At 42.1% G+C, this 13,134-nt stretch carries 11 protein-coding genes and 2 tRNA genes; 8 read left to right on the top strand and 5 right to left on the bottom strand.

Going from position 1 to position 13,134, the window contains the following annotated elements; translation table 11 throughout:
- The first annotated feature begins 40 nt into the window (after nucleotides 1–40).
- The 3 genes from CXF82_RS06650 to CXF82_RS06640 all read left to right on the top strand — a co-directional run bounded on the left by CXF82_RS06650 (nucleotide 41) and on the right by CXF82_RS06640 (nucleotide 3,258).
- Nucleotides 41–1,876 (top strand): M2 family metallopeptidase, encoded by a 1,836-nt coding sequence (locus CXF82_RS06650; protein WP_102043888.1) that lies wholly within the window; start codon nucleotides 41–43, stop codon nucleotides 1,874–1,876.
- A gap of 334 nt (nucleotides 1,877–2,210) precedes the next feature.
- Nucleotides 2,211–2,801 carry a YybH family protein gene (locus tag CXF82_RS06645; protein ID WP_102039208.1) on the top strand — a complete coding sequence of 197 codons (591 nt, stop codon included), beginning with the start codon at nucleotides 2,211–2,213 and terminating at the stop codon, nucleotides 2,799–2,801.
- Entirely contained in the window at nucleotides 2,797–3,258 is a 462-nt protein-coding gene (locus CXF82_RS06640; RefSeq protein ID WP_374702339.1) for a YchJ family protein, read from the top strand. Before CXF82_RS06645 ends, CXF82_RS06640 begins: the two co-directional genes overlap by 5 nt.
- Nucleotides 3,259–3,335: 77 nt before the next feature.
- Here the strand turns inward: CXF82_RS06640 and CXF82_RS06635 are convergent, their stop codons facing one another.
- From CXF82_RS06635 to CXF82_RS06625, 3 genes are all read right to left on the bottom strand, one after another.
- Complete coding sequence (locus CXF82_RS06635) at nucleotides 3,336–5,507, bottom strand: putative bifunctional diguanylate cyclase/phosphodiesterase (protein ID WP_102043887.1); 2,172 nt, start codon at nucleotides 5,505–5,507, stop codon at nucleotides 3,336–3,338.
- A 132-nt stretch (nucleotides 5,508–5,639) separates the two neighbouring features.
- Nucleotides 5,640–5,918 (bottom strand): DUF406 family protein, encoded by a 279-nt coding sequence (locus tag CXF82_RS06630; protein ID WP_102039207.1) that lies wholly within the window; start codon nucleotides 5,916–5,918, stop codon nucleotides 5,640–5,642.
- 73 nt (nucleotides 5,919–5,991) lie between these two features.
- On the bottom strand, nucleotides 5,992–6,474 hold the full coding sequence (locus CXF82_RS06625) for a VC2046/SO_2500 family protein (RefSeq protein WP_102039206.1): 483 nt from the start codon (nucleotides 6,472–6,474) through the stop codon (nucleotides 5,992–5,994).
- Between the two features lie 141 nt (nucleotides 6,475–6,615).
- On the opposite strand from CXF82_RS06625, the gene CXF82_RS06620 reads away from it, so the two are divergent.
- The 3 genes from CXF82_RS06620 (at nucleotide 6,616) to CXF82_RS06610 (ending at nucleotide 8,108) form a co-directional block, all read left to right on the top strand.
- A tRNA-Tyr gene (locus CXF82_RS06620) sits at nucleotides 6,616–6,700 on the top strand.
- Nucleotides 6,701–6,734: 34 nt separating this feature from the next.
- A tRNA-Tyr gene (locus CXF82_RS06615) sits at nucleotides 6,735–6,819 on the top strand.
- A gap of 212 nt (nucleotides 6,820–7,031) precedes the next feature.
- Complete coding sequence (locus CXF82_RS06610; RefSeq protein ID WP_101092060.1) at nucleotides 7,032–8,108, top strand: PLP-dependent cysteine synthase family protein; 1,077 nt, start codon at nucleotides 7,032–7,034, stop codon at nucleotides 8,106–8,108.
- A gap of 81 nt (nucleotides 8,109–8,189) precedes the next feature.
- Here the strand turns inward: CXF82_RS06610 and queE are convergent, their stop codons facing one another.
- On the bottom strand, nucleotides 8,190–8,858 hold the full coding sequence (gene queE, locus CXF82_RS06605) for a 7-carboxy-7-deazaguanine synthase QueE (RefSeq protein WP_101092059.1): 669 nt from the start codon (nucleotides 8,856–8,858) through the stop codon (nucleotides 8,190–8,192).
- Between the two features lie 129 nt (nucleotides 8,859–8,987).
- On the opposite strand from queE, the gene queC reads away from it, so the two are divergent.
- Complete coding sequence (gene queC / locus CXF82_RS06600; protein WP_101092058.1) at nucleotides 8,988–9,674, top strand: 7-cyano-7-deazaguanine synthase QueC; 687 nt, start codon at nucleotides 8,988–8,990, stop codon at nucleotides 9,672–9,674.
- 5 nt (nucleotides 9,675–9,679) lie between these two features.
- A complete protein-coding gene (gene rrtA / locus CXF82_RS06595) occupies nucleotides 9,680–10,246 on the top strand; it encodes a rhombosortase (RefSeq protein ID WP_101092098.1) in 567 nt (188 codons plus the stop codon).
- 46 nt (nucleotides 10,247–10,292) lie between these two features.
- On the opposite strand, the gene uvrB is transcribed toward rrtA, so the two are convergent.
- Nucleotides 10,293–12,293: an excinuclease ABC subunit UvrB gene (uvrB, locus tag CXF82_RS06590; RefSeq protein ID WP_101092097.1), complete on the bottom strand. Its 2,001-nt coding sequence runs from the start codon at nucleotides 12,291–12,293 to the stop codon at nucleotides 10,293–10,295.
- Nucleotides 12,294–13,134 lie beyond the last annotated feature (841 nt).

Raw genomic sequence — 13,134 nt, 5'->3', positions numbered from 1 at the left:
GTAAAATAAGCAACACAAAAATAACAAAGGATTTTGACAGATGAACATGACCTTTACTAAGGTTTCTAAGTTATCCGCTTTGATTGCCATTTCACTCGGCGCAACGGCATGTAATGAAACAGCAGCCGTCAGCACTCAAACGGTTGATAAAACGATTGAAGCGCAAAAGTTCATTGCAGATGCTGAAGCTCAAATGGCTGACTTATCGATAGAGATCAATCGTTCAGAGTGGATTTACAGTAACTTCATCACCGAAGACACAGCAGCCCTATCAGCGAGTGTCTCAGAAAAGTACACAGGTACATCTGTTAAGCTTGCGACTCAATCCGCTCAATACGCTGACCTACCACTAAACAATGCCGATAAAAGAAAGTTAAATATTTTACGTAGTTCTATCGTCCTCCCTGCACCTTTAGATCCCGCAAAGAATACTGAGCTGGCTAACATCAGTGCCGAATTGAACGGTCTATACGGTAAGGGGAAATATTGCTTTGAAGATGGACGCTGTTTAACCCAGCCGGAGCTATCGGCGATTATGGCTGAGTCAAAAGACCCTGCTGAGTTACTTGAAGTTTGGCAAGGCTGGCGTGAAATAGCAAAACCAATGCGTCCTCTGTTTGAAAGAGAAGTGGAACTTGCAAACGAAGGTGCACAAGATCTTGGTTATGCAAATCTTTCTGAATTATGGCGCAGCCAATATGATATGAAGCCTGACGCGTTTTCAAATGAGTTAGACCGACTTTGGGGGCAAGTTAAGCCACTTTATGACTCTTTGCATTGTTATGTCCGTGGTGAGTTAAACGAACAGTATGGGGAATCTGTAGCGCCAGCATCTGGCCCAATACCCGCTCACCTTTTAGGTAACATGTGGGCACAAAGTTGGGGCAATGTTTATGATCAAGTTGCACCACAAGATGCAGATCCTGGCTACAACGTCACAGAGCTACTCGCAAAACATAATTACGATGAAGTAAAGATGGTAAAACAAGCCGAAAGCTTTTTTACCTCGTTAGGCTTTGATGCGTTACCCGATACCTTTTGGGAACGTTCTCTATTTGTTCAACCTGAAGATCGTGACGTTGTTTGCCATGCCTCAGCCTGGGATCTGGATAACCTCGACGATTTACGCATAAAAATGTGTATTCAAAAAACAGCCGAAGACTTTACGGTCATTCACCATGAGCTGGGACACAATTTCTATCAGCGCGCTTACAAAGAACAGCCATTTATCTTTAAAAATAGCGCAAACGATGGCTTCCATGAAGCAATCGGTGACACGATAGCGCTGTCGATCACACCAAATTACTTAAAACAAATTGGTCTGCTCGACGAAGTCCCTGATGCATCAAAGGACATCGGTTTACTCCTAAAGCAAGCGTTAGATAAAGTTGCTTTTCTGCCATTCGGATTAATGATCGATCAATGGCGTTGGAAAGTATTTAGTGGTGAGATCACACCTGAGCAATATAACCAAGCGTGGTGGGATTTACGCGAAAAATATCAAGGTGTAAAAGCGCCTATCGCGCGCACTGAAAACGACTTTGACCCCGGCGCTAAATACCACGTGCCAGGAAATGTGCCTTACACACGCTATTTCTTAGCCCATATACTTCAATTCCAGTTCCATAAATCACTCTGTGAAATTGCAGGCGATACCGGACCAGTTCACCGTTGCAGTATATATGGTAATAAAGAAGCCGGCGCTAAGCTTAATACCATGCTCGAGATGGGACAAAGCAAACCTTGGCCAGAAGCGTTGGAGGCGGTGACAGGCACTAAAGAGATGGATGCCAAAGCCGTACTTGATTATTTTGCTCCACTGCAAACATGGTTAGACCAACAAAACAAAACGGCTAATCGTCAATGCGGTTGGTAAAACTGAAGTCACGTTAACATACTCGTCTTAACCGAGTATCTAAAAGCCATTTTTCTCTAGGGGAAGAATGGCTTTTTTATATCTTACTCATTTCCAAAACTCCTCGAAATGCAGCATTTAGCATGTTGATAAGTGACAAAGTTCAAACTCGTCAATTGCGTCAGCATGTTGAAGTAATCTGGGTATCGCCTTTAAAAATATGCCAAAGAGTCGACTTGGCGGCTTAAATAATGAACAAACCGCTATTTTTACACATCTTGTAAAGATCTAATTCTTTAGTTCAATTAAGGTGTCTATTATAGTGATACTAGGAATTATTTTTTTGAAGTAATACATGTTTAAAAAAGCAGCAAATCGTTTGGCGTTAACAGTATGTCTGTACCTCGCCGCTATGCATTTAGCTTTCGCTAATGATAACGAAGCGTTAAACGAACTTTATACTCATTTTAACGAAGCATTTGACGAATTGGATATCAGTAGGATCCAATCAATTTATTCGGAAGATGCCTGCTATATCCCTGAAAGCCAAGGCGAAGAAATTACCCTTGGGCGAGACAATATTGTTGCGCTTTATAAAACATTTTTTGGCAAAATCAAACATAAAAATGCCAAAATTGAAGTGGACTTCAGAGTGATCGAAAGAAACCTTGAAGGCACGAGTGCAACGGATATCGGCTACTACCTTATTCGTTTTCACCCTTCAATCGATGCCGGTGAGCCTGTTAGCGAATTTGCGGGGAAATTTGTTACCGTGTCTCAAAAGAAAGAGAACGGCAAATGGTACTTAACGGTAGACACTAATAATCGTGCTGAAGCCTCGTTTTATTTTAATGCTAAACCCACTTCAAACCTTTATTATGGACGTCAATTTTCAGCGTTAAACAGCAATATAAAACCCAAAACTCATGATGAACCAGAACATTGATCCCGAGAGTCCCTGCCCTTGCTGCTCAAGTAAGACCTATAGTCACTGTTGCCAACCACTGCATTTAGGTGTCAAAGCAGCACTAAGCCCTGAACAGCTTATGCGTTCACGTTTTTGTGCTTTTTATTTGGGGCACTTTCCTTACCTCATCGACACTCACCATAAAAACTACCTATCGGGCTTAACACAGCAAGCATTAAGTGATGGCCCGCAACCTAATTGGTTAACGTTAGATATTATTTCGTTTTCAGAACTGGGTCACCAAGGTAAAGTTAGCTTCCAAGCTTGGTTTCTTGACGACAACAAGCTGGATGCAATACATGAATGTTCAGATTTTATAAAAGAAGACGGTCGCTGGTATTACACTGAGGGCCTACAACAAGATCCTGTGTATCCCAAACGAAATGCGTTGTGTGTCTGCGGTAGCGGTAAGAAGTTTAAGCAGTGCTGCTTATAACCTCCTCAAAATTGGGATATTAATAATGGGGACATTTAGAATGAAGTATTGTCACACAGCGTGGAAATATGGAGTACTTAATGTACCAAGGTCGATTTAGCTAAAAAATCGCCAAACTCAGAGACTCTTAACGCTGGGCTGTATAAAAAGCCTTGTGCTTGGTGACAATGGTGCTCAGCTAAGAAAAGCTCCTGTTCTTTTGTCTCAACACCTTCTGCAGTAAGAGAAATATTTAGCGCAGACGCCATTGCAATAATCGCGCTAACAATTTCTCGGCTTTCATGGCTGACGCTTAGATCCGAGATAAATGAGCGGTCGATCTTAAGCTTACTAATGGGGAACTGTTTCAAATACCGCATTGAACTGTAGCCTGTACCAAAATCGTCTATGGCTAAACCGACACCCAACTCTGCTAACTCATTGCATAAATTGGTGGCTAAACGAATATCTTCCATCAATTCTGTCTCTGTAATTTCCAGAATTAAACTCTGTGGAGTCAACTTATAACGGCCAATTAGTTCCCAAACCTGCTCAAACAACGTCCCGCTAAAAAACTGTCTCGCAGAGACATTGACGTGCATTGAAATATCTATTTGACGATGCTGCCATAAATTTAGCTGTTTACATGCCGCTTCTAAAACCCATGCCCCTATATCGGTGATAAGCCCCGTTTGTTCTGCAATATCAATAAAAGCACCTGGATACAACACGCCTTTTTTAGGGTGATGCCATCGAATAAGTGCTTCTGCACCGATGTAAGTTTGTTTCTGCAAATCTTTTAACGGTTGATAGTAAAGTTCAAACTGGCGACCTTTTATTGCCACCGCTAAATCTCTCTCTATTTGAGCATCCTCTTTAAATGCATTAAGTAATGCAGAGTTAAAGACTTGAATGGCATCGCCTTGCTTATTTTTTGCATACTGCAAAGCAATATCAGCGCAAGTCAGTGCCGGAAAAAGTTGTTCAATCGAGGCGATATCAACAGAGGCTAAGGCGGGTTTGGGTTCTATCTGCTCGGTACCGATACTGACGGGGAGCTCTACTTGACGATATAGACGTTCAATTAAGGCGTTAATGACGTTAACATCACACGAATCAGCGATTAACACAGCAAACTCATCACTGCCAATACGCGCAATCTCTGTAATATGGTTAATATCGGCGAAGTGTCGAATTCGCCTAGCGACTTCAATCAGCATCAAATCGCCATTAGCATGACCATAGGTATCATTAAAACGTTTGAAACCACGCAGATCGATGAGTACTAGGTGACCCTCTTTGGCTTTATCTAATACGCAGCTAAAATGAGTACGATTATATAAGCCGGTTAAAGTACAGCGCCACGCCAACCTTTCTAATTCGCTCTGATGAAGGTGCTGTTCGGTACAGTTGTCTGCATTAATTAACGCAAAGTGATTGCCTCTTTCTGAGATAAACCGCTTTACGCTGAGCCGAACCCAATAATCTGAACCATCACGACGAACGAGTTTCATTTCCTCTTCAGAGCTTTCTCCAGCCCGTGCTTTTGCAAGCACACTCTCTGCTTTTTGAGGGAACTGTTTAAAAAAATCTAGCGCCTGAACAGGACGCCCAATGATTTGATCTTTGGGGATGTGAGTCAGCTCAAAATGGGCATGATTGACGTATTCGATACAGGCTGACGAAAGGTTCACCACCATCATAATCTGGTCAGACTGCTCGGTTGCAGACAAAAATAGCTTTAAGCGCTCATCTTTATCATAAGAGTATTGGGTTGCCAATGTGAGCGCGAGTTGGTCGGCGACTTGAGAGGCTAATTGGATCTCTGAGTCTTGCCAGGCAGGAGTTCCGGTATGACGCTCTAAGCTCAATACACCTTCTAAGTGACCATTGATCCTTATTGCAACTTCTAAAGCGGCTTTGACGTCGTGTTGCTGATAATAGCCATTGAGCTCTATAAGGCGACAATCTTCAACACAGTGGTCGGAAGCAACATGTCTGTTCACTCTAAGTTCTTCAACAAAGATAGGGCAAGCTAATGGTTGAGGGCGAAATTGGAGGGCGACATTTAGCGCAATAGCAGGTTCGGTGTATACCGTTTCTAACGTATTAGTGAGTTCACTTAAACCAGAAATAACAACTCGAGAGACCTCGAGCTGTTCAAAAAGTAACTCCGTAGACATTTTAGCCGTGGCGTGAAAGTCGCCTACTTGCTTTGCCTCTGAGTTAACAATCTGTTCTAAAAGTTTCTGGTATCTATGTTTCTTCACTCGATATCCTAAAGCAAGGCAAACAAAGGGTTCACCAAATGGTCGGAGAAATTAGCTTCATACTTGCGACTAATTTTTATAGCAAAGAAGATACCGAAAAACAGTGATACCAGCAAGACATACCGTTATTGCTTACAAACTATTCTCTAATTGAAAAATCATCTTTTCTGCACTAAATGAGAAGGTTAGCACCAAATTAACATCATTACCCGTTATTGATATTTCGCTACCAACATCAACAAAACGTTTGGTTGCTTTCTCTGCAACGACTTTAGCTGCATCTTCACTAGAAAACGCTAATTCTAATACCGTGTCATGTTCATCGATCACTGCACCAACGTCAACAAAGCTACCACAATCATTACACGTGTCATTAACTAGATCAGATTGTGCCTTTTGAATATTTTTCATGTTAAGCCTCTTTCCTACACAAGATATATGTTCAGATTATATATCAGCTTAACGTGCGACAAAGGGATCATTCTCAAACTTGAGCAATTAATTCACTCATTTGACGTTGCATAACCAGTTGATCTACAAAATGGTTCAGTTTTACGGGCTGTTCTGTGGGTATGTTTTGATAACGAAGGCGTGTGTTGAGCTCGCAGTTTGCAATAACCTCTTCCATCTCTAGCGGTTCTTTACGCCGAATAACCAGCGCTTCTTCATGAATAGCATTGGCGAGTCTAAAGGAAGTTGTGCCACCACTTTGGAATGAAGAACTGTTATTGGTAATGTGGGTGTCACTGTTAAGTAGGTTTATCAACGGCTGGCTTTCGCCTAAGTTGAATTTAGCGCGTAAATCTACCTGTTTAAACTCAGGTGTTTGGAACTGTGCCATATCGCTAGCATCGGCAGATAGCAAAGAAAGCAATAAAGCAAACTCACCACGACGATTCGACTCGACAGCACTGTTAAGACGTGAGCCTAACTGTAATTCATTAACTAAAGGGTTAACTGCTTGCATAACACTCGATTAGCATAAAAAAAAACCTACAAAACAACCTGTTGATAGTTAATCGACCACTTAACCAAATACTTTAGACATTATTTCAAATTTAAGCTTTACACAGGAAAAAAATCTGACTACTATTGCCGCCGCAATTGAGGAGGGGTTCCCGAGTGGCCAAAGGGATCAGACTGTAAATCTGACGGCTCAGCCTTCGAAGGTTCGAATCCTTCTCCCTCCACCATTTGCGCACAATTAGTTAGTAGAAAGATATTCGTGGAGGGGTTCCCGAGTGGCCAAAGGGATCAGACTGTAAATCTGACGGCTCAGCCTTCGAAGGTTCGAATCCTTCTCCCTCCACCACTTCTTACTTCTCTAGCCAAAGATCAAATTCATTTATTCCTATGATATCCATCTCATAATTTAAAACTATCAAAGTTGTAAAATCAAGGTTAATCATTAGCTTACTTAACGTTGCCAAACCTCATTTCTGATTTTTATCTACCGTTTCTACTACCAATCCCTGATCAATTTCACTATGATTTAGCTTTGTTACTACCAGCTAAGGCCTTAACGTGACCAATTATTGGGTAAATCAAGCCATCGAAAAAATTGAGGCTGACTTTCAACGAAGTGCTGACACTCATCTCATCAAACTCGAAACACCGAGTTTGAGCGGAATAGATATTTATCTGAAAGATGAAAGTACCCACCCAACTGGTAGTTTAAAGCACCGTCTGGCCCGCTCTCTTTTTCTTTACGCTTTATGTAATGGCTGGATAAAAGAGAACACCACGGTGATAGAATCATCTTCGGGCAGTACCGCGGTATCAGAAGCCTACTTTGCTCGTTTACTTGGACTGCCCTTTATCGCAGTCATGCCAAGTAGTACCGCTAAGACAAAAATTCAGCAAATTGAATTCTACGGAGGACAATGCCATTTCGTTGACCACTCAAGTAAAATCTATGCCGAATCAGAACGACTAGCGCAAGAGCTTGATGGCCATTATATGGACCAGTTTACTTACGCAGAGCGTGCGACTGATTGGCGCGGCAACAATAATATTGCCAACGCTATTTTTAACCAGATGGAAAAAGAGCAACATTCAATTCCTACTTGGATAGTGATGAGCCCTGGCACGGGTGGCACCTCAGCAACAATAGGACGCTATATCCGCTACCAACGGTTAGCCACTAAACTTTGTGTTGTCGATCCTGAAAACTCAGTTTTCTTCGACTATTTCAACAATGGCGATAAAAAAATTACTTGTGTTAACGGCAGTAAGATAGAAGGTATAGGCCGACCAAGAGTTGAACCCTCTTTCATCCCTGGTGTAGTTGATGAAATGCGTAAAATCCCTGATCCAGCATCTATAGCGACCATCTATTGGCTAGAGAGCATCATTGGTCGCAAAACGGGTCCATCAACCGGCACTAACCTGTATGGCGTATTGCAGTTAGCCTCTGAAATGGCTAAGAAGGGACAAACAGGTTCTATCGTTACTCTTATCTGTGACTCTGGTGAGCGCTACCTAGATACTTATTACAGTCCTGAGTGGGTGCAAGCTAACATTGGTGACTTAACACCTTATAATGACGCTCTGAAGCAATTTAGTATGACTAGCGTGCTAGATTGCCCCTCTAAAACATAGTCTCTAAACAAGATCTAAAAAGCCCTAGTGAAATCACTCTCACTAGGGCTTTTTGCTATACCTTTATTAGTATATTACTGACTAATCAATATTTAAGTATTTATGGGTCTGTATCGATAAACGCCAATTACGCTCAATACAGGTTTTCATCGCCAGTTCAGTTGCTCTTGGCTTTTGGCTGATAGGTTGCAGGCAAATTGTTTTATCTTCAACGTCGATATTAACCAACAGTTGGTCAAGCTCTTCAATGTGGTTGTTGGTCGCAACAGGGTGCTTTATCTCATTCGCGCGCTCAAGTGCTTGCGCTAAGACCTTATAACCGCCTTTCATATTAATTTTAGGTGAGACTGTCACCCAGGTATCACTGTCGCATAAAACGTCGAATGTACCACTGGTTTCTATCTGTGTTTGATAACCATTGTCATGCAAATATGCGGTCAATTCTGATAAGTCATATAGACATGGCTCACCACCAGTAATCACGATATGTTTTGCTGTAAAGCCTTTCTGCTTAAAAGCACTGACAAGCTGTTCACTTGAAAGCTCAGACCAGCGACCTATTGTGCCGTCAACTTGGATAACTAATTCAGGCTTAACCCGATTACTCTCCACTAACTCCCAAGTATGTTTGGTATCACACCATGCGCAGCCAACAGGACAACCTTGAAGCCTGACAAAGATAGCAGGCACACCGGTAAAATAGCCTTCGCCTTGTATTGTTTCAAACACTTCATTGACTGGATAGTTCATCTAATTTACCTCGTGATTAGCAGGGCGGCATTTATAGAGGATTTTTAACCGAGTCGCAAGTAGTTTAAAAGCGAGCGATGCTGCGTTAAACTGTCAGTTCTCATTAGAAATATAAATTGAAGCCTTACTATGTCCAAAGCTGTTGTCGTTTTTAGTGGTGGTCAAGATTCTACTACCTGTCTTATTCAAGCACTCACCCAATATGATGAAGTCCACACTGTGACCTTTGATTATGGTCAGCGTCACAGTCAAGAGATAGAAATAGCAAAGACTTTATCTAAACAGTTGGGCGCCATAAGCCATAAATTACTCGACGTTGGAATACTCAATGACCTAACTGTCAGTGCATTGACTCGTGATATACCTATCGAAGAAAACAAAGATAGTAATTCAATCCCAAATACTTTTGTTCCCGGGCGTAATATTCTATTTCTGACCCTTGCGGGGATCTATGCCTACCAGCTTGATGCTGACGTCATTATTACTGGCGTATGCGAGACAGACTTCTCTGGTTATCCTGATTGTAGAAATGAATTTATCAAGTCGATGCAAACAGCATTGATGCAGGGAATGGATAGACAATTGGAGATCAGCACGCCTTTAATGTGGCTTGATAAAGCCGAAACTTGGGCTCTAGCTGACAAATACGATAGTCTAGAGTTAGTGCGCCAGCAAACCTTAACGTGCTATAACGGCCTTAAAGGTGATGGTTGTGGTACCTGTCCTGCGTGTTTGTTACGTCAACGCGGCTTAGATGAATATTTAGCAAACCCAAAAGATATTCAAGCGCAATTAGCGGTTAAATGCACCAAATAACGACAATGGTAAAAAGCCCTTACGCTGTGGCTGCCATTATTAGCATCATTTGCATTGCTCTTTTTTATTTGGGCTTAGATGATCTTTTAGCCTATCGGCGTGATCTGATTTTTGATGGCCAATACTGGCGATTGTTAACCGGGAACTTTCTGCACACCAACGCCTGGCATTTGGTCATGAACTTGGCCGGTTTATGGGTGATACTGTTATTACATGAGCAACATTACCGCGCTAAATCGCTCGCGGTTATTATCGTCGCTTTAAGTTTAATGCAAGGTATTGGGCTGTTACTGTTTTTTCCTGAGACTAAAGGCTATGTCGGCCTCAGTGGCATGCTGCACGGATTATTTGTTTATGGTGCTGTACTTGATATCACTAAAGGATTGAAAACAGGTTACTTGCTTACGCTAGGGGTGATTTTAAAAGTTTTCTATGAACAAACATACGGTGCCAGTAGCGAAGTCACCGCGCTTATCGGCGCGAGAGTGGCAACTGAAGCACATTTTGTCGGACTGATTAGTGGTCTTATCTGTTTAGCCTCAGTATATGCCGTTAGGAAGTTAAAAAAATAGGGACTAGGTCCCTATTTTTCATTCTCTATATCATCACGGTTCATGGCTACGCTTTGATAAACTGCTCTCGCAATTGACCCACTCGATCTCTTACCGCTGCAGCTTCTTCAAATTCAAGATTCTTAGCATGCTCATGCATCTGTTTCTCAAGCTTATCAATCTCGTGGCTAATATCGGCGGGTTTAACCAGATAGTCAGCGCCCTGCTCTGCCACCTTGCGCGAGTTACCATACTGTTTGCTATCACCCACATCCATAACATCGGTAATACGCTTAATAACACCTCTAGGGGTAATTCCATTATCAAGGTTGTACTGGTGTTGCATCACTCTGCGGCGATTGGTTTCGGTAATCGCTTTATCCATAGACTTAGTTATGCGGTCACCGTAAAGAATGACTTTACCATTCACATTACGTGCAGCACGGCCAATTGTTTGGATAAGTGAACGCTCTGAGCGCAAAAAGCCCTCTTTATCTGCATCGAGAATGCACACTAATGACACTTCAGGCATGTCTAAGCCTTCACGCAGTAAGTTAATGCCAATCAGCACATCAAACACGCCGAGTCTGAGATCTCTGATGATTTCAACGCGCTCAACAGTATCGATATCCGAATGCAGATATCTGACTTTGACTCCATGTTCATCTAAATACTCAGATAAATCTTCAGACATTCTTTTGGTTAATGTCGTCACTAGCACTCGTTCGTTAACCGCCACTCGCTTAGCAATTTCTGAGAGTAGATCGTCAATCTGAGTCCCTACCGGCCTCACTTCAATCTCAGGATCCAACAAGCCCGTCGGCCGCACGACTTGTTGAGCAATTTCGCCGTCTGATTTATTAATCTCATAATCACTCGGCGTAGCTGATACAAAAATGCTCTGTGGCATTAAGGCTTCAAACTCTTCAAATTTTAACGGACGATTATCAAGTGCTGATGGTAAGCGAAAGCCATATTCAACAAGGTTCATCTTGCGAGAACGGTCACCTTTGTACATCGCCCCAATTTGCGGAACGGTCACGTGAGACTCATCGATAATTAATAAACCATCTTTGGGTAAGTAATCGAGCAAGGTTGGTGGTCCATCGCCCGAAGCTCGTCCCGAGAGATAGCGTGAGTAGTTTTCGATCCCCGAGCAATATCCGAGCTCTGTCATCATCTCAATATCATATTGCACGCGCTCGGTAATACGTTGCTCTTCAATCAGTTTATTGAGTTCCAGTAGCTGCTTCTTACGGTCTCTTAACTCTTCTTTGATGTACTCTGTTGCGGCGAGTATAGATTCACGCGGCGTAACATAGTGACTCTTAGGGTATACGGTAATACGGGCAATACGCTTAACAATGTGCCCCGTTAACGGATCAAACAGGCTCAGTCGCTCAATTTCATCATCAAAAAGCTCTACTCTAATGGCATGTTTATCGGAATCTGCAGGGAATACGTCAATAACCTCACCGCGAACACGGTAAGTACCGCGCTGAAGATCGGTATCATTGCGCTTATATTGCAGTTCACTGAGTCGTTTCAGCATATCGCGCTGTTCCATTATCGCTCCTTCTCGAAGGTGCAATAACATTTTCATATAGGCTTTTGGATCACCCAAGCCGTAGATAGCAGAAACAGAGGCTATGAGGACTACGTCTTTACGCTCGAGCAGTGCCTTGGTTGCTGACAAACGCATCTGTTCAATGTGTGCGTTGACCGAAGCATCCTTTTCGATAAAGGTACCGGTAGAGGGAACATAAGCTTCAGGCTGGTAATAGTCATAGTAAGAAACAAAGTACTCAACGGCATTATGTGGAAAGAACTCTTTCATCTCACCATAGAGTTGAGCTGCCAGTGTCTTGTTGGGTGCCATGATAATAGTCGGTCGAGACATTTGTTCTATCACATTGGCGATAGTAAACGTTTTTCCTGAGCCAGTAACACCTAATAAGGTTTGACTGGCAACCCCAGACTCTAATCCATCGACAAGCTGTTTAATTGCCGTAGGTTGATCGCCCGCAGGTTGGTATTGCGATTCCAATTGAAATACAGATTCAGACACTAGGTTATGCTTCCTCATTTTACTTGGGCGCATTTTACCCTATTTAACACTAAGATGGCATGAACCGTAAAATTATCACCGATACAGAAGATTCAACAATGTAGGTAACAGCAGAGGTTATTGCTATATATACGGCTATCCAAAGTGAGCCCTGTACATAGCCTTCACATTAATCGCATTGATATCATGAGCGTTTAAGGTCAGTTCAACTCTTATGGGCTAGTTTTCCACCTTTAATCCAATCTAACGAATATCGACCACCACAAAGTTTATAAGCATCGCTTGATATTAGAAATAATGCGCTCAGCAGAATGTACTTCTTACTAAACGCTCTTACACCAATGTTATTACCGTTTATGATTAATCATATGAAAGTTTGTGACAAGATAACAATCAAGTACTTAGCAAGGGATATTAGGCTACAACGGCCTAGAACAGGCACTTTAATTCACAATTCGACCACAATAAGCGGTTACAATTTGGCAACACCCCCTGAATGGCAAAAAATTAACTGTTGATTTTTACATCAGTCTGTTTTTAAACAATAAAAAAAAAACTCGACAAAATTGCTCATTTTAAGCTCAAGCCCCTATTCATAGGCCTTAGCAACCGATTTTTTCACTTAACCCACAGGCTTATCCACAGATTTAGTGGATAACTCACTCTAGCCTTGTTATAGCGGGACTTTTAACCAATACCTGTCTCTTAAACAAATCTCCGAGCCCACGAGACGGAATCCTAACTCGTATGGCGGCCTCTGCTTTAAAAAAAAAAAAAAAAAAAAATAAAAAAAATAGACAGAATCAAATAAACTAAAAACAAACACATACAAGATATAAAA

Origin of the sequence: Shewanella sp. GutDb-MelDb (assembly GCF_002836075.1) — a bacterium.
In the GTDB taxonomy this organism is placed as follows: Bacteria; Pseudomonadota; Gammaproteobacteria; order Enterobacterales; family Shewanellaceae; genus Shewanella.
Note: the sequence above shows the minus strand (reverse complement) of the source record. Positions and strands in the feature narration are given on the sequence as shown.

Excerpts from the sequence above, each read along its gene's own strand:
- CXF82_RS06650 (WP_102043888.1), top strand. The coding sequence starts at position 41 with ATGAACATGACCTTTACTAAGGTTTCTAAGTTATCCGCTTTGATTGCC.
- CXF82_RS06645 (WP_102039208.1), top strand. The coding sequence starts at position 2,211 with ATGTTTAAAAAAGCAGCAAATCGTTTGGCGTTAACAGTATGTCTGTAC.
- CXF82_RS06630 (WP_102039207.1), bottom strand. The coding sequence starts at position 5,918 with ATGAAAAATATTCAAAAGGCACAATCTGATCTAGTTAATGACACGTGT.
- CXF82_RS06625 (WP_102039206.1), bottom strand. The coding sequence starts at position 6,474 with ATGCAAGCAGTTAACCCTTTAGTTAATGAATTACAGTTAGGCTCACGT.
- queE (WP_101092059.1), bottom strand. The coding sequence starts at position 8,858 with ATGAACTATCCAGTCAATGAAGTGTTTGAAACAATACAAGGCGAAGGC.
- queC (WP_101092058.1), top strand. The coding sequence starts at position 8,988 with ATGTCCAAAGCTGTTGTCGTTTTTAGTGGTGGTCAAGATTCTACTACC.
- rrtA (WP_101092098.1), top strand. The coding sequence starts at position 9,680 with ATGGTAAAAAGCCCTTACGCTGTGGCTGCCATTATTAGCATCATTTGC.